This window comes from Ferdinandcohnia salidurans (assembly GCF_042680725.1).
Classification (GTDB): Bacteria; Bacillota; Bacilli; order Bacillales; family Bacillaceae_L; genus Ferdinandcohnia; species Ferdinandcohnia salidurans.
On record NZ_JBHUEK010000007.1, the window covers coordinates 388,485 to 405,000 of the forward strand.

A 16,516-nucleotide genomic window follows, 5' to 3' on the forward strand; every position below is an offset into this window, starting at 1 on the left:
TAACATAGTGTTGACAGATAATCTAACATCATATAATATTAACTTATTCATTGCGAAAAGGAGGGTCCCATATGAGTGACGAAATTCGACGTTCCATGCCACTCTTTCCGATTGGAATTGTCATGCAATTAACGGAATTATCTGCAAGGCAAATTCGCTATTATGAGGAAAATGGTTTGATTTCTCCAGCAAGAACTGAAACAAATCGAAGACTATATTCATTTAATGATGTTGATCGATTACTTGAAATAAAGAGCTTGATCGAACAAAAGGTCAATCTGGCAGGAATTAAACAAATATTCGCAGTCCGAAATTCCGGGCAAGTTACGGAAGAAAAACCTGTGGAGCCTGTGAAACAGGAAATAACGAATTCTGAGCTGAGAAAACTTTTAAGGAATGAATTATTACAAGCTGGAAGATTTAAAAAGCAATCAGGTCCGCATCATAATGATATGTCGAGATTTTTTCATTAATAGCATATAGATTACAAAAAACTATACTTACAACTAGGTTTGGGGAGGAAACACAATGTCCAAATATACGAAAGATGATATTTTTCGTTTAGCAAATGAAGAGAATGTAAAATTTATTCGTTTACAATTTACAGATATTCTCGGAACAATCAAAAACGTTGAAATTCCTGTAAGTCAATTAGAAAAAGCATTGAGCAACAAAATGATGTTTGATGGCTCTTCAATTGAAGGCTTCGTTCGTATCGAAGAATCAGATATGTACCTATTTCCTGATTTAAATACATGGGTAGTTTTCCCGTGGACTGCGGAAAAAGGAAAGGTTGCTCGTTTAATTTGTGATATTCATAATGCGGATGGTACTCCATTTGAAGGGGATCCTCGTAACAACTTAAAGAGAGTCTTGAAAGAAATGGAAGAACTAGGATTTACGAATTTCAATCTTGGCCCTGAACCTGAATTTTTCTTATTTAAGTTAAATGAAAAAGGTGAACCAACACTTGAACTTAACGATAATGGTGGTTACTTTGACTTAGCGCCAACAGACCTTGGTGAAAACTGCCGCCGTGATATCGTGTTAGAGCTCGAGGAAATGGGATTTGAAATTGAAGCTTCTCATCATGAAGTTGCACCTGGACAACACGAAATTGATTTTAAATACGAAGATGCTTTAACAGCATGTGATGAAATTCAGACCTTTAAACTTGTTGTAAAAACAATTGCTCGTAAACACGGTTTACATGCAACCTTTATGCCAAAACCATTGTTTGGCGTAGCGGGTTCAGGAATGCACTGTAATCTATCATTATTCAAAGGTGAAGAAAATGCATTCTTTGATCCAAATGCGGACCTACAATTAAGTGAAAATGCAAGACATTTCATTGCGGGTATTTTAAAGCATGCTCCTAATTTTACAGCTGTTACAAATCCAACTGTTAACTCATATAAACGACTAGTACCAGGTTATGAAGCACCTTGTTATGTGGCTTGGTCTGCTCAAAATAGAAGTCCACTTGTTCGTATCCCGGCTTCACGCGGTTTAAGCACACGTGTTGAGGTGCGTTCAGTTGACCCAGCAGCAAACCCTTATATGGCAATGGCTGTATTATTAGCTGCAGGATTAGATGGTATCAAGAACAAGTTGACTCCACCAGCACCTGTTGACAGAAATATCTATGTGATGAATAAAGAAGAGCGTAATGAAGCAGGAATTGTGGATTTACCACCAACCTTATCTCTTGCATTAGATATGCTTAAGCAGGATGAAGTGTTAATCAAAGCGTTAGGCGGACATCTGTTCGAACACTTCATTGAAGCAAAAGAGATTGAATGGGATATGTTTAGAACCCAGGTTCATCCATGGGAGAGAGAGCAGTATTTGACGATGTATTAATAAATGAACCCTTAACACATCCTTGTGTTAAGGGTTTTTTGTTACATAAAAAGGGAACATTTCTAAATGAAATGTTCCCTTTTTAAATTAATGAATTGTGCGGTAAACACCGATGACTTTTCCTAGTATAGATACGTTCTTGAGGATGATCGGTTCGAGCATCGAGTTCTCCGGTTGCAAGCGGAAATGGTCTTTTTCTTTAAAGAAACGTTTTACAGTCGCTTCATCTTCTTCAGTCATAGCTACAACAATATCCCCATTGTTCGCTGAATGTTGTTGTCTGACAATCACATAGTCTCCGTCAAGAATTCCCGCTTCGATCATACTATCGCCCATAATCTCAAGCATAAAGATTTGGTCATCATGTGCAGCAAAACGATCGGGTAATGGGAAGTACTCTTCAATATTTTCCACAGCTGTAATTGGTTGGCCTGCAGTAACCTTACCAATAACCGGGACATTCACAACGTTTGCAGTTGGAATTGTTTCATTTTCGTCAACCTGCAAAATTTCGATGGCACGAGGTTTTGTAGGGTCTCTTCGAATCAACCCTTTGCTTTCAAGTCTAGACAAATGTCCGTGTACTGTTGAACTTGATGCTAAACCAACAGCCTCACCTATTTCCCTTACGGAAGGTGGGTAGCCCTTATCTTTAACTTCTTGTTTTATGTAATTCAATATATCCTGCTGTCTTTTAGAAAGCTTCGTTGTCATCTTCGCTCATCCCCTTGCATTTATATTTTATATGTATCTAAATCTTCTTTTCATAATCTCTCGGTTCAGGTGACCAAGTTATTTCGACAAATACCGAATTTCTTAAGTTGAGTATAGCATGTTTTACTAGATTATACAAACATAAGTTCGAATTTATGTTGACACAAAACAAATGTTCGGTCTATAATAAAAATATAAAATACGAACAAACATTCTATAGGAGTGAAATAAAGATGTTGAGGAAATTACAAGGCGGATTTATCTATTATGTACTATTTGTTTTATTAAGTATGGGAATGGTTATTATTAGTGCAAGCTAAATGCGTAATGTGGATGACTTGTAAAATATCTTTTCATCTAGTACTATGAACTATGATTTAGAAAAGAATAAACAAGGAGTAAAAATTATGCTTTCAAAAGATAAAATTGATCGGATCAATGCTCTTGCAAAAAAAGCGAAGACAGTTGGTCTTACGGATAAAGAAAAAGAAGAACAGCAGGAGCTTCGACAAGAGTACTTACGTGTTTTTAGAAGTTCAATGACTAATACATTACATTCTGTAAAAGTCGTTGACCCTGAAGGTAATGATGTAACCCCAGAAAAACTGAAAGACAGTAAACGGAAAAGATTACATTAATAAAGAATACATAGATTTCTATGTATTCTTTTTTTTTGTGCATACTATCAATGAAAGTACTGCTATGTTTGATGTTAGTTCACAAGAAACTTTTGAAAGGATGTTTACTTTTATGACACAATCACTAACTGACTTGTCGATAGCGTCAATTCGAACACTTTCTATTGATGCAGTTGAAAAAGCAAATTCAGGACACCCAGGAATGCCAATGGGAGCCGCACCCATGACATATGCTCTGTGGACTCGACATATGAAACATAACCCGAAGAACCCAAATTGGTTCAACCGTGACCGATTTGTATTATCTGCGGGTCATGGCTCTGCATTATTGTACAGTATGCTACACCTATCCGGTTACGGCTTAACCATTGATGACTTAAAGCAGTTTCGCCAATGGGACAGTAAAACCCCAGGACATCCTGAGTACGGCCATACTGCAGGTGTCGATGCAACAACTGGCCCGCTCGGTCAAGGTATTGCCATGGCTGTTGGAATGGCGATGGCAGAGCGCCATTTAGCAGGTGTCTACAATAAAGACTCATTAGAAATTGTTAACCATTATACATATGCCATTTGTGGTGATGGTGACCTGATGGAAGGTGTATCAGGTGAAGCTTCATCATTAGCTGGACATTTAAAATTGGGTCGACTAATTGTTTTATATGATTCCAACGATATTTCTCTTGATGGAGATCTTAATCAAGCTTTCTCAGAATCAATCGAACAAAGGTATAAGGCCTATGGCTGGCAATATCTACGTGTTGAGGATGGAAATGATGTAGAAGCGATTGATAAAGCGATAGAAGAGGCTAAAGGAGATTTATCACGTCCAGCACTCATTGAGGTTCGTACGACTATTGGTTATGGTTCTCCAAATCGGGCTGGAAAGTCAAAGGCACACGGAGAACCATTAGGAGCCGATGAATTAAAATTAACGAAGGAAGCGTATAACTGGACGTTTGAAAATGATTTTCACGTTCCTAGTGAGGTCTATACTCATTTTGAGGAAACAGTGAAAAGAACTGGAGAACAAAGCGAACAAGAATGGAACCAAATGTTCAGTCGTTATAAGGAAACTAACCCAGAGCTTGGAAAGCAGTTAGACATGGCGATAGAGGGTAGACTTCCTGATGGTTGGGAGAACACACTGCCAGTTTATGAAGTGGGTAAGAAGCTTGCAACCCGAGCATCTTCTGGTGAAGCATTAAATGCAATCGCCAAAAGTGTGCCGCAATTTTTTGGGGGCTCAGCTGATTTAGCGGGATCAAATAAAACAATGATTAACGGTGCTGCCGACTTTATGCCTAAGGATTACAGTGGTCGGAATATATGGTTTGGAGTACGTGAGTTCGCAATGGGTGCTGCTTTAAATGGGATGGCACTTCATGGCGGTGTTAAGGTATATGGGGGAACATTCTTCGTATTCTCTGATTACTTACGACCGGCCATTCGATTAGCTGCTTTAATGAAAATTCCAGTAACTTATGTATTCACCCACGATAGTATCGCGGTTGGAGAAGATGGACCAACACATGAACCTGTTGAACAATTGCCAGCATTACGTGCAATGCCAAATTTATCTGTCATTCGACCAGCGGATGGAAATGAAACGGCGGCTGCATGGAGAACGGCTATTGAATCGAAAGAAATTCCAACAGCTCTAATTTTAACGAGACAAAACCTACCAACACTAGAAGGAACAGCTGAGAAAGCTTATGAAGGTGTACAGAAAGGTGCTTATGTTATATCACCTGCAAAATCTGGCCAGCCGGCAGCTCTTTTATTAGCAACAGGATCTGAGGTTAGTCTAGCAGTTGAAGCACAAAAACAACTCGCAAGTGAAAATATTGAGGTGTCAGTTGTAAGTATGCCTTCTTGGGACCGCTTCGAGGCACAGTCAAAAGAATATAAAGAGTCCGTTATTCCTACAAATGTGAAAAAACGTTTAGCGATTGAAATGGCAACACCACTTGGTTGGGAAAGATATACTGGTGATGAGGGAGAAATCCTTGGTATCCATGAATTTGGTGCTTCGGCTCCCGGTGAAATCGTACTGAAGGAATATGGCTTCTCAGTTGAAAATGTAGTAAACCGGGTTAAACAACTGCTTCAATAAAAATAAATAGGGGTCAATTCGGGCCCCTTTTCTACATAAACAAAAGTTTCGACAAAACTAGACGATTCTTACTCCAACGTCAGACAAAAATCACAGACTCTTTCGAATATACTATTCTTAATAGGTAGTATTAGGAGGAAAGAGTATGAGAGAATACCACATTTATTTAATAGAAGAAGAATTTGCAACTCATTACTTTGGTCGTGAATCACTAATCTATCATTTATTTTTAGAGCATAACCAATCAAAACATGAACGCAAAGAAATACTCAATAAGCAAATTGAATTTATTACAAGGGCGATTCCATCATTACGTATCCACAAAAAAATTGAAGGAAGCCTAGCTCATTATTCCTATTATAGGCGTCAAAGTCATATGCACACTCTCGAATGGAATGAATTTAATAGCTTTGCAAAACTAACGATACATAATGATTACATCCATTTAGAGTCTACGGGCAGCTATGAAGCTGAGACGGCATTTTTTGAAATCCTTCGTAAATATGATCGTTGTTTCCTAGCAATGGATTTTAAAGTAAACAAATATGGGTGGCTAAACCCGATTAAAGAAAGAAAGTTTGTATAAAAGCTAGGAAAACATAAAACAAATATTGTATAATAGCTAATGGTTTAGTACACTGTAATGAGACAACATGAAGGAGGAAGTTTTTTTATGCAAATGTGGTTAGCTATCTTACTAATCGTGGTAGCTTTACTTGGTGGCGTTGCATTAGGATTTTTTATTGCACGTAAATACATGATGAATTACTTGAAGAAAAATCCACCAATCAATGAGCAAATGCTAAAAGTAATGATGATGCAAATGGGTCAAAAGCCATCTCAAAAGAAGATCAATCAAATGCTAAAAGCAATGAACGGTCAAATGGACAAGCAATAATTACTTGGACATGCATACAACTACCATAAAAAGCCATTTTTCTAGTGAGAATTTCACTGGAAAAGTGGCTTTTTTGTATACATTCTTATAATTCCATTTGATCTACATTAAGCTCGATTAAATTTCCATCAGGGTCCGCACAAAAGATTTGCGCAAAACCGCTGACACTATCCGGTTTTTCTAAGACGGTCACATTATTTATGGATAACCAATTTAATGTGTCATAGTAGTTTTCAACTCTTAGTGCAAAATGTCCTTCGCGACTACTAATACTTTTATCCTTTCGAATTGTTTGAGATTCCGGTAGGTAAATTAAATGTAACTGCTGGTTTCCAATTGCATACCAGGCACCAGGGAAATCAAAATTAGGCCGTTCAATCTCATTTAAACATAGAATATTGCTGTAAAAATCCTTTGCCTTTTCAAGATTCGTTACCGTTAAACTCACATGATGAAGTTCCTTATATTTAATCATGAATATTCACCTCATTTATTCTCTAACCCCATTATAGTAAAACTTTTAAGCAAATAGAATATTTTACACTTATTTCTCACTAAAAGCTTGGAAGCATCTTCCTAGAGTTTTAAAAATTTGGTAAACTATTATGGCACTTATTTCGTCTTTCGGAGGACTATAGGATGAAAATCTTTAAAGATTTAATGTGGTTTTTTAAACAAGAAAAAAAATCTTACATTACTGGTATTTTTTTATTAATGATTGTTGCTTTATTGGAACTAGTTCCACCAAAAGTAATTGGTATGACGGTTGATTTTATTGCACAGGGTACACTGACCAAAGAAATCTTATTTAAGTGGTTGGCTATTTTGTTAGGAACTGCGTGTACCGTTTATATCGTTCGGTTCTTTTGGAGGATTATGATTTTTGGTTCGTCCGTCAAATTAGCTAGATTACTTAGGAACCGTTTGTATGAACATTTTACGAAGATGTCGCAAGGATTTTTCCAAAAAAGAAGAATTGGTGACTTAATGGCACATTCCACAAATGATTTGCAAGCGATTCAACAGACAGCGGGCTCAGGTGTCCTGACATTAGTTGACTCACTAGCAACAGGTGGGTTCGTCTTATTGACGATGGCATTTACAATAAATTGGAAGCTCACTTTAATTTGTCTTATTCCATTGCCGTTTATGGCTCTCTCAACGAATTATTATGGAACTCTATTGTATAGACGGTTTCATAAGGCGCAGGAAGCTTTTTCTAGCCTTAATGATAAAGTACAAGAGAGTGTTAGTGGAATAAAGGTTATTAAAACCTTTGGGCAGGAAGAAGAGGATACAAATGTCTTCCGTAAGCAGTCCGATGATGTTGTGCAAAAAAATCTTTCAGTAGCAAAGGTTGATGCCCTTTATGATCCAACGATTTCATTAATTGTAGGTATTTCTTTCTTTCTAGCACTTGTGTTCGGTTCCAGGTATGTGCTATCTGGTGAAATGACACTAGGAGAATTGGTCACTTTTACAACATACTTAGGTCTGTTAATTTGGCCACTGCTTGCTTTTGGATGGCTATTTAATATAGTTGAACGTGGAAGAGCATCCTATGACCGGGTCTCAAAGCTCCTGGCTGAACCTATGGAAATAAAAGATTGTGAGAATGCGAGTGAGACGACTCCTTCAGGTGATGTCGCTTTTTCGATTACTAAATTTGCATATCCTGGAGAACAAAAACAGACTCTTAATGAGATCTATTTTCACTTAAGGCAAGGCCATACACTTGGTATTGTTGGAAAAACGGGTGCAGGGAAAACGACATTGTTAAAACTATTAATTCGTGAAATAGAAGGCTATGAAGGTAAGATATTAATAGGTGAAAAAGAGATTAAAGGATATACCCTAGACGCCTTAAGAAAAGGTATTGGGTATGTTCCGCAGGATCATTTTCTTTTTTCGGCAACAGTGGCGGATAATATCGCGTTTGCAAAACCGGATGCAACAATAACCGAAGTTTTCGAAGCAGCAAAGCTTGCAAATATCCATGATGATATCTTGCAGTTCACTGACGGATATGAAACAGTTGTTGGTGAACGTGGGGTGTCTTTATCAGGAGGACAAAAGCAGCGTATTTCAATTGCTAGAGCTCTCTTAATGAACCCGGAAATATTAGTTCTTGATGACTCATTATCTGCAGTTGATGCTAAAACAGAAGAGGAAATTTTACGTGCTTTACGAGAAAATCGACAAGGAAAAACAACGATCATCACATCACATCGTTTAAGTGCGATTCAGCACGCCAATCAGATTCTTGTTATAGAGGATGGCAGGATCGCTCAACATGGTACGCATGACGAGCTTATGGAGGAAGATGGATGGTATCGTGATATGTATCATCGTCAACAGCTTGAATCTCTTGTTGAGCATGGAGGGTAGAATATGGACAAAATGACGAAGAAAGACCAAAGGGTTGCATTAATAAGACTGCTTTCCTATACGAAAACGCATACTCGAGAGTTTATTTTTGCATTCCTCTTGCTATTACTTGCAACGATTGCGGACATTGTTGGACCAATATTAATAAAAATTTTCATAGATGATTATTTAACACCACGACATTTACCAGTCCAACCATTAATCTATTTGGGGGCCATTTACCTTTTTATTCATTTTTCAAAGGTAATCCTTCAGTATTTTCAATTGGTAAAGTTTCAAGAAATCGCATTGAAAATCATTCGTGAAATGCGTATTGAGGTATTTTCAAAGGTCCACAAGCTTGGATTAAAGTATTTTGATAAAACACCAGGTGGCAGTATTGTGTCTAGGGTTACGAATGATACGGAAGCAATCAAGGATATGTTTGTAGAGGTTGTTGCGACTTTTGTACAAAACGGTGTCTTTTTAATCGGAATTTTTATTGCGATGTTTTATCTTAATGTCCAGCTTGCTCTCATTTGCTTACTATTAATTCCAATTCTATTTATTTTAATGCAAACTTATCGCAAATTCAGTTCTAAATATTACCACGATATGAGAGAACGGATTAGTCAGTTAAATGCAAAGCTTAATGAATCACTTCAAGGAATGGCTATTATTCAGGTGTTTCGACAAGAGAAAAGACTACGTCGTGAGTTTGCTGAAATCAATGATGCGCATTATCAAGCGGGAATCAAAAATATTAAGCTAGATGGTTTGTTACTGAGACCGGCAGTTGATTTCATCTATATCGTGACAATTATTCTGGTGCTTAGCTTTTTCGGTATTTCATCACTTGAGAGTCCGATTGAAATTGGTGTACTTTATGCATTTGTAAATTATCTTGAACGGTTCTTTGAGCCAGTAAATAACATGATGATGCGTTTATCTCTGCTGCAGCAAGCAGTTGTTGCATCAGGAAGGGTATTTGAACTTCTTGATCACGATGAGCTAGCACCACAAACAATTGGGACCGAAAATCCATCGGTTAAAAAAGGAGAAATTGAATTTAAAAATGTCAGCTTTTCTTATGATGGAAAACGAGATGTATTAAAAAATATCTCTTTTACAGCCAAACAAGGTGAAACAGTTGCTCTTGTTGGTCATACAGGTAGTGGGAAAAGTTCGATTGTAAATTTATTAATGAGGTTTTATGATATTGAACGTGGAGATATTTTAATCGATGGACATTCTATTAGCTCGTATGAAAATAATGAACTTCGTCATAAAATGGGCTTAGTGCTCCAGGATCCATTTTTATTTGTTGGGACCATTAAAGACAATCTTCGTTTAAATAATCCAGATATTACAGATCACGATATTGAAGAAGCAGCTAAATTTGTTCAGGCAGATGGTTTTATTAAAAAACTAGAAGGTGGATATGATTTTCAGGTAGTAGAACGAGGCTCGACTTTCTCAAGTGGTCAAAGGCAACTTCTCGCGTTTGCAAGGACCATTGTGACGAATCCGAAAATATTGGTATTGGATGAAGCGACCGCAAACATCGATACAGAAACTGAGGAAGAGATTCAAAAGGCACTCGAAAAAATGAGGAGAGGAAGAACGACAATCGCAATCGCCCATCGATTGTCAACAATTCAAGACGCGGACCTAATTTTGGTATTACATCAAGGGGAAATTGTAGAAAGGGGAACACATAAAGAATTATTAGCTCAAAAGGGGTTATATTACAAAATGTATTTACTGCAGAATGGCAGTGTAGATCATGTAGAAAATGCAGTTATGTAAAAGCCTTTCATTAATTTGAAAGGCTTTTTTCCGATCTACCCGTATTATATTGATTTAATAGATTGTCTAAATCTTGACTTACTTTAATAGTAGGTGTTGCTGTAAAACCGTGTTTCAAGACAATTTCAACCAGCTCAGTTCTTTTTTGTTCGATTTTAAGTAGAAGTTGTTCTTTAGACACAGGAATAACCCTCTCATTTGTTATTAATCTCCGTCATGGACGAGTTTTTTATAGTATAACATATAATGGTAAATCGATGGTAAATAACTTATTTGGAAATATATTCAACATAAGACTAGGGCTATGACACAAAACGTTCATATTAATAATTATGATTACTGAGGTATTTTTGCTAGAATGATATTGATGAACGAATTAGGAGTTGTTAAAATGGCAGATGTTAATGCATTTCTTGCTTTTGGTGCAGGATTTTTATCCTTTATTTCGCCTTGTTGTTTACCGTTATATCCAGCATTTTTATCTTATATAACAGGTGCATCAGTAAGTGAATTGAAATCAGACAATGCAATGTTGCAAAGACGGAGTATTTTACATACAATTTTCTTTTTAATTGGATTCTCGATTATTTTCGTTATGCTCGGTTTCGGTACATCCTATGTAGGACAAATCTTCAGTGACTATAAGGACTTAATTCGCCAAATTGGTGCAATTTTCATTATATTCTTTGGTCTTGTTGTGCTTGGGATCATTCGTCCTGGATTCTTAATGAAAGACCGCAAAATCGAATTTAAGAATCGACCTGCGGGTTATGTAGGATCTGTTTTTATCGGTATGGCATTTGCAGCAGGTTGGACACCATGCATGGGCCCTATTTTAATGTCCGTTATTGCAATTGCTGGTACAAATCCAGATTCTGCAATGTTGTATATGGTGTTGTACTCTTTAGGATTCTCTATTCCATTTCTTGTCCTTTCATTTTTCATCGGACGATTACAATGGATTCGCAAAAACAGCATGAAAATTGTAAAAATCGGCGGATATGCAATGATAATTATGGGTGTTGTTCTTTATTTTGACTGGATGACAAAAATAATTGCATACGCAACTGCTATTTTTGGAGGATTTACTGGTTTTTAGTCGAAGTTAGCTACTTAAGAAGTAGTTTAAGGGGGACCAGAATAGTGGCTAGAATTCTAGTTGTTGATGATGCTAAATTTATGAGACTTACTCTCACGGATATATTTGTTAAAGCTGGTCATGAGGTTGTTTCAGAGGCTGTAAATGGTATTGAGGCGATTGAAAAATACAAAGAGACAAAACCAGACCTAGTCACAATGGATATCACGATGCCTGAAATGAATGGCATTGAGGCCGTCAAAATGATCAAGGAAATCGATCCAAAGGCACGGATTATTATGTGTTCTGCCATGGGGCAGCAAAAAATGGTCGTTGATGCAATCTCAGCTGGAGCCAAAGATTATCTTGTAAAGCCTTTTGATGCTAGTCGGGTTGTAGAGGCGGTTAATAGAGTATTAAATTAGATATAAACCCATTTAAGATTCATCGTCTTAAGTGGGTTTCATTTGCTAAAAGTGAAATTTCTAGACGATTCATAAAAAGGACTGATTTATTTGGTTATTGCATCTTCTGTTGTCGCGATCATGATGGCGATTTTCGTAACCTTTCTAAGAGCAAAATCTGCCCAAAAACCCGCTTCAGTTAAAAAAATAATTCTGCCTCCCGTTTTCATGAGCACAGGGGCACTTATGTTTGTCAATCCAATGTTTCGCGTGACACCACTGGAGGTCTTAGAGGCCGTTGTGGTAGGAATGCTTTTTTCAATCCTATTAATCAAAACTTCCTCATTTGAGATAAGAGAAAATGATATATATATGAAACGTTCAAAGGCGTTTATTTATATTTTAGTAGGGTTATTGGTCATTCGGATTGTTTTAAAATCGGTATTAAGTACATCAATTGATTTCGGAGAATTGAGTGGAATGTTTTGGATTCTTGCTTTTGCCATGATTGTACCTTGGCGAATTGCGATGTATGTAAAATATAAAAAGCTTGCTTCATCCTTATAAAGAAGAAACCTCGGTAGCCAATACCGAGGTTTCTTCTTTGTAATCTAAAATAATTCTTTATAAGGAGTGACGTCTATTTGTTTTTCTTTTAATGTTTTCAATAGGAATTTATGGTCCCGTTTCGGTGTGGCTATGATATAACCTCTGACCACCAAATCTTGTGAAATTTGTTTTGCTTTTTCTGTTAGAGCTAACTCACCAATTTTTCCAGCGATTTTTTGTCTAGCAACATCACGAAAAAGCTCTGGAACTGGTTTGACTAAATCCTCCAATAACGCTTTCTGCTCATTTGGCCACAAATGACGTGTTTCTTCTATGTAATAATCCTGCCAATCTAAATCAGATTTTCCATCCTCCTTTGGAAGCTTTTTCAAAAACTTTCGGAACATAAAAAAGCCGCCAATTGCAAGAAGTGTAATAAAAATGAATACCCATATTAATATAAACCATAAAAACCAACCAGTTAACTCCCACTGCATGAATTGTTCACCTCAATGCTTCATTATACCTTAACTGTCAAGTTATTTAAAAGAAAGAAACCTTCTTTTATATGAAAATTTCGAGTCGAATAAGACTTCATATTATTCTTTGTGATTGGGAAATATACGGATATGAAAAAGATACTATTTTTTACGTGTATGTTTTTATTCGCATTCGATCTTTATCAGGGGAGTGCCAAAGAATTAGTACGTGTTCGACTTGAAAATTTTGTCGGGGATACGAAAGAAATTCAGATGCGCATCACTGGAGATTATTTCACTATAGACCCGACACTATCATTACAAGAAGGAGTGAACTACCGGTTATATGTCAAAAAAGGGAATCTGTATCTTAGAGGAGGAAAAGTCAATCAACAAGTAGACCATAGCTTTTTATTAATTCCCCGAAACTATGATGAGAATCATCGTGTCTATATTGATGAACGGCCATATTTAGGTGCAATGGAGTTTCAAGTGGAAAATAATCATTATGTGCGTCCCGTTAATCAGCTCCCTTTGGAAGATTACTTAAAAGGGGTTGTCCCACTTGAGGTGTTTTCCTCATGGAATATTGAGGCATTAAAGGCCCAAGCCTTAGCAGCAAGAACATATGCAGTTTCCCGTATGAAAGAAGACATGGATGATACGACTTTCTATCAGGTATATGGGGGATATGCTTGGAATGCACGTACCACACAAGCTGTTGAAGCTACAAGGGGTCAAGTTATCACATATAAAAATAAATTAATTGATGCTTTTTATTCAGCAAGCAATGGTGGTATGACCGAGAATAATAAAAATGTGTGGGGAGGGAAAAGCAGGTCATTCTATCCAATTAAAGAAGATCCGTTTGATCCAGTCCACCCGTGGGAATTTACATTATCGAAAACCCAAATAAATCTTGAAGACATCGATTGGGATTCTATTGATGGATTTGATGGACTCCAGGAAAAAGATAAAGAGATAGCAGCTGCCATGAAAAGATCAATTAATCGTCAAGGTTACCCAGGGGATATAGCCATCCTTTCAATTCCTAAATTTGAGGTGAATACAAAGAAATATCACTCAAAACGTTCCGTGACGGGTTCAATTGAAGTGGAATTTTTACAAAGATTAATTGATGGTACGATCCTTTTAGGAAATGTGACCCTGCATGATGTTAACCTAAATCGAATACGACCGATGATTGGTGGTACGATTTTTAAGAGCTATTATATAGACTCTCTTGAGTCAGATGATACGAAATATGTGATGCGCGGCAGAGGATACGGGCATGGTGTAGGAATGAGTCAATGGGGAGCAAGTATAATGGGAGATAAAGGCAAAAACTATGATGAGATTATCCAATTTTATTTTCCCGGAACGTCAATTACGAATTATGAGCGTAAATAAAATAGAAAGGGTCCTGTAGCTTTCACAGGACTTTTATTTTTATTTTGCTCTTCTTTTTTTTCCGTTTTTCGTTCTTTTTGATATAAATTTCGAGTATTTCGTTTCGAAATAGGGCTTCTATCTTCTTTTTTTCTAATTCGAAAGGAAGGGTCACAACTCTTTCTGTTAATACTGTGTCATTTGGAGGTTTTTCGCAATCTGTTAATTTGATATAGAATGCATCGTTCTGGACGTTTAACTGAATCTGATCGGGCTGATATCCTGATAGTTCAGCCTCGATGATATACTCATTTTGTGTTTCAAATAAATCAATTCGAAATTGATAATCATCTAATAAATATGGGTCTTCGAGAAACTGTTTCATCCAGTCCTCCAAACCATTTAAGGAAAGGGGATTGGAATTATCAAAATTTTTCATGTCTTGACCTCCATGGAATTCTATATTCAGGATATTCACAAGTGTAGGTGTTCGTGATAGTGAAATAATAAAAACGGTACAATCTGTTTGTAAAGTAGGCATAAATCATGTAAAAATAGACGTAAACGTGCTTTAGTGGAGGAATTGAGTATGAAAAATTTGTTTCAACTGCTCCCTGCAATTCATGAGCTGCAAGCTTATCCAGACTTTGACCAGTTTCAAAATAAATATGATGTGGATAAGGAATATCTGACTAGCATCTTAAGGGATGTCGTAAATAACGTTCGGAATGAAATCATAAATGGGGACTGGAATGAAAAGGCGCCTTCAAAGGAAGATATGGTTCGTTTTATATATCGAAAGAGCGAAGAGGAGCTAGTACACAAAACGAAATACTACCTAACCAAAACAATCAATGCGACCGGGACGGTTTTACATACCAATTTAGGAAGGGCTCGACTTAGCGATGAAGCTATTCAACATGTTGTAGAAATCGCGAAGGGGTATTCTAATTTAGAATATAACATGATAGAGGGTACTCGTGGCTCACGACATTCTATTGTGGAGTCACTTCTGACGGAATTAACAGGTGCAGAGAGTGCGATGGTAGTTAACAATAATGCTGCAGCCGTTTATTTAATATTACGTGCTTTGGCTGAGAGCCAAGAAGTCATTGTTTCTCGGGGGCAATTAGTTGAGATTGGCGGTTCATTTCGGATATCAGCGATTATGGAGGAAAGCGGTGCAAGTTTAGTTGAGGTGGGGACAACCAATAAAACACATCTTGAAGATTACGAGAATGCCATTACAGAAAAAACATCGATGGTCCTTAAGGTACATACAAGTAATTTCAAAACAATTGGTTTTACAAAGACTGTTGGTATTTCAGAACTAGTCAAATTAAAGGAGAAAAAAGAAGACCTTGTTATTTATGAAGACCTAGGAAGTGGTGTTCTATACGATTTAAAAGGGCACGGAATTGGGGACGAACCTGTTATAAAGGATGTTTTGGCCCAAGGGGTTGACCTTGTATCCTTTAGTGGTGATAAGCTTCTTGGTGGACCACAAGCGGGTATTATTGCAGGGAAAAAAACATGGATAGACAAATTAAAAAAACATCAACTTGCTCGAGTATTGCGAGTTGATAAATTGACATATGCTGCATTAGAAGCAACGTTATTTTCATATCTAAAAGGCAATTCCTCGACGATTCCAACGATTCGGGATATATTGGCTACTGAAGAAGAGATAAAAGAACGTTGTCAACAGTTTATAGCTTGTTTAATTAAAAAAACGAATCATTATCAATTTGAACTAAAAAAAGACGGTTCACCAATCGGTGGCGGAACAATGCCTGGGGTAGAAGTGCCAACATTTGTGGTTTGTTTGAAACATTCTAAAAAAACAGCGATTGAAATTGCAACATTGCTTCGTCAGCGATCAACACCAATTATTGTACGAATAAAAAATGACGAAATACTTCTTGATTTTCGTACCATAGAACAAGATGAAATTGAAGAAATGGCAGTCGCTTTTGCGAAAATGGATAAAAAGCCGCAGGATTAGCGGCTTTTTATTATCCATGATTGATTACATATCATGTCCTTGGTTATTTTTTTGTCTTGTGTGATTGCGGTTTTTTACTTTTTTTGAACCACTTAATGGTTGCGGTTGGCTTCCTGTACTTTGGCCGCCGTTTGCTCTAATATCCTTAAATGTATTCTTTTCACCCATGTTTTATCCCCCCTTCATATGTATTAGGATAATGTTTTT

The 16,516-nt window shown here is 36.9% G+C and carries 19 protein-coding genes; 13 read left to right on the forward strand and 6 right to left on the reverse strand.

Annotated features, from left to right (window positions below):
• Nucleotides 1-71 precede the first annotated feature (71 nt).
• A complete protein-coding gene (locus ACFSFW_RS04855; RefSeq protein ID WP_099362940.1) occupies nucleotides 72-473 on the forward strand; it encodes a MerR family transcriptional regulator in 402 nt (133 codons plus the stop codon).
• Nucleotides 474-528: 55 nt separating this feature from the next.
• Nucleotides 529-1,863, forward strand: coding sequence for a type I glutamate--ammonia ligase (gene glnA / locus ACFSFW_RS04860; RefSeq protein WP_304220195.1), 1,335 nt, complete (start codon nucleotides 529-531; stop codon nucleotides 1,861-1,863).
• An 87-nt stretch (nucleotides 1,864-1,950) separates the two neighbouring features.
• On the opposite strand, the gene lexA is transcribed toward glnA, so the two are convergent.
• Nucleotides 1,951-2,577, reverse strand: a complete 627-nt coding sequence (gene lexA / locus ACFSFW_RS04865; protein ID WP_099362938.1) for a transcriptional repressor LexA — start codon at nucleotides 2,575-2,577, stop codon at nucleotides 1,951-1,953.
• Between the two features lie 407 nt (nucleotides 2,578-2,984).
• Here lexA and ACFSFW_RS04870 point away from each other — a divergent pair, with 407 nt between their 5' ends.
• The 4 genes from ACFSFW_RS04870 to ACFSFW_RS04885 all read left to right on the forward strand — a co-directional run bounded on the left by ACFSFW_RS04870 (nucleotide 2,985) and on the right by ACFSFW_RS04885 (nucleotide 6,229).
• On the forward strand, nucleotides 2,985-3,215 hold the full coding sequence (locus tag ACFSFW_RS04870) for a DUF896 domain-containing protein (protein WP_304220194.1): 231 nt from the start codon (nucleotides 2,985-2,987) through the stop codon (nucleotides 3,213-3,215).
• A 112-nt stretch (nucleotides 3,216-3,327) separates the two neighbouring features.
• The gene (gene tkt, locus ACFSFW_RS04875) at nucleotides 3,328-5,331 is read left to right on the forward strand and encodes a transketolase (RefSeq protein ID WP_304220193.1); all 2,004 of its coding nucleotides are present in this window, start codon (nucleotides 3,328-3,330) and stop codon (nucleotides 5,329-5,331) included.
• Nucleotides 5,332-5,476: 145 nt separating this feature from the next.
• Entirely contained in the window at nucleotides 5,477-5,917 is a 441-nt protein-coding gene (sirA, locus tag ACFSFW_RS04880; protein WP_304220192.1) for a sporulation inhibitor of replication protein SirA, read from the forward strand.
• An 87-nt stretch (nucleotides 5,918-6,004) separates the two neighbouring features.
• The gene (locus tag ACFSFW_RS04885) at nucleotides 6,005-6,229 is read left to right on the forward strand and encodes a YneF family protein (protein WP_099362934.1); all 225 of its coding nucleotides are present in this window, start codon (nucleotides 6,005-6,007) and stop codon (nucleotides 6,227-6,229) included.
• Between the two features lie 85 nt (nucleotides 6,230-6,314).
• Here ACFSFW_RS04885 and ACFSFW_RS04890 read toward each other — a convergent pair whose 3' ends face one another.
• Nucleotides 6,315-6,704 carry a VOC family protein gene (locus ACFSFW_RS04890; RefSeq protein WP_099362933.1) on the reverse strand — a complete coding sequence of 130 codons (390 nt, stop codon included), beginning with the start codon at nucleotides 6,702-6,704 and terminating at the stop codon, nucleotides 6,315-6,317.
• A gap of 164 nt (nucleotides 6,705-6,868) precedes the next feature.
• Here ACFSFW_RS04890 and ACFSFW_RS04895 point away from each other — a divergent pair, with 164 nt between their 5' ends.
• The gene (locus ACFSFW_RS04895; RefSeq protein WP_388035636.1) at nucleotides 6,869-8,617 is read left to right on the forward strand and encodes an ABC transporter transmembrane domain-containing protein; all 1,749 of its coding nucleotides are present in this window, start codon (nucleotides 6,869-6,871) and stop codon (nucleotides 8,615-8,617) included.
• Nucleotides 8,618-8,620: 3 nt separating this feature from the next.
• The gene (locus tag ACFSFW_RS04900) at nucleotides 8,621-10,405 is read left to right on the forward strand and encodes an ABC transporter ATP-binding protein (RefSeq protein WP_304220190.1); all 1,785 of its coding nucleotides are present in this window, start codon (nucleotides 8,621-8,623) and stop codon (nucleotides 10,403-10,405) included.
• Between the two features lie 10 nt (nucleotides 10,406-10,415).
• Here ACFSFW_RS04900 and ACFSFW_RS04905 read toward each other — a convergent pair whose 3' ends face one another.
• The gene (locus tag ACFSFW_RS04905; protein WP_099362930.1) at nucleotides 10,416-10,586 is read right to left on the reverse strand and encodes an aspartyl-phosphate phosphatase Spo0E family protein; all 171 of its coding nucleotides are present in this window, start codon (nucleotides 10,584-10,586) and stop codon (nucleotides 10,416-10,418) included.
• Between the two features lie 210 nt (nucleotides 10,587-10,796).
• On the opposite strand from ACFSFW_RS04905, the gene ACFSFW_RS04910 reads away from it, so the two are divergent.
• The 3 genes from ACFSFW_RS04910 to ACFSFW_RS04920 all read left to right on the forward strand — a co-directional run bounded on the left by ACFSFW_RS04910 (nucleotide 10,797) and on the right by ACFSFW_RS04920 (nucleotide 12,454).
• The gene (locus ACFSFW_RS04910) at nucleotides 10,797-11,504 is read left to right on the forward strand and encodes a cytochrome c biogenesis CcdA family protein (protein WP_099362929.1); all 708 of its coding nucleotides are present in this window, start codon (nucleotides 10,797-10,799) and stop codon (nucleotides 11,502-11,504) included.
• A gap of 44 nt (nucleotides 11,505-11,548) precedes the next feature.
• Nucleotides 11,549-11,908, forward strand: a complete 360-nt coding sequence (locus ACFSFW_RS04915; protein ID WP_502306375.1) for a response regulator — start codon at nucleotides 11,549-11,551, stop codon at nucleotides 11,906-11,908.
• 84 nt (nucleotides 11,909-11,992) lie between these two features.
• The gene (locus ACFSFW_RS04920) at nucleotides 11,993-12,454 is read left to right on the forward strand and encodes a CcdC family protein (RefSeq protein WP_388036029.1); all 462 of its coding nucleotides are present in this window, start codon (nucleotides 11,993-11,995) and stop codon (nucleotides 12,452-12,454) included.
• A 44-nt stretch (nucleotides 12,455-12,498) separates the two neighbouring features.
• Here the strand turns inward: ACFSFW_RS04920 and ACFSFW_RS04925 are convergent, their stop codons facing one another.
• Nucleotides 12,499-12,933, reverse strand: a complete 435-nt coding sequence (locus ACFSFW_RS04925) for a DUF2621 domain-containing protein (protein ID WP_304220189.1) — start codon at nucleotides 12,931-12,933, stop codon at nucleotides 12,499-12,501.
• 132 nt (nucleotides 12,934-13,065) lie between these two features.
• On the opposite strand from ACFSFW_RS04925, the gene ACFSFW_RS04930 reads away from it, so the two are divergent.
• Entirely contained in the window at nucleotides 13,066-14,325 is a 1,260-nt protein-coding gene (locus ACFSFW_RS04930; protein WP_304220188.1) for a SpoIID/LytB domain-containing protein, read from the forward strand.
• 22 nt (nucleotides 14,326-14,347) lie between these two features.
• Here the strand turns inward: ACFSFW_RS04930 and ACFSFW_RS04935 are convergent, their stop codons facing one another.
• Nucleotides 14,348-14,743: an Hsp20/alpha crystallin family protein gene (locus ACFSFW_RS04935; protein WP_304220187.1), complete on the reverse strand. Its 396-nt coding sequence runs from the start codon at nucleotides 14,741-14,743 to the stop codon at nucleotides 14,348-14,350.
• Between the two features lie 150 nt (nucleotides 14,744-14,893).
• Here ACFSFW_RS04935 and selA point away from each other — a divergent pair, with 150 nt between their 5' ends.
• A complete protein-coding gene (gene selA / locus ACFSFW_RS04940; protein ID WP_304220186.1) occupies nucleotides 14,894-16,309 on the forward strand; it encodes an L-seryl-tRNA(Sec) selenium transferase in 1,416 nt (471 codons plus the stop codon).
• 24 nt (nucleotides 16,310-16,333) lie between these two features.
• Here the strand turns inward: selA and ACFSFW_RS04945 are convergent, their stop codons facing one another.
• Nucleotides 16,334-16,477, reverse strand: a complete 144-nt coding sequence (locus tag ACFSFW_RS04945; RefSeq protein WP_099355277.1) for a small acid-soluble spore protein P — start codon at nucleotides 16,475-16,477, stop codon at nucleotides 16,334-16,336.
• Nucleotides 16,478-16,516 lie beyond the last annotated feature (39 nt).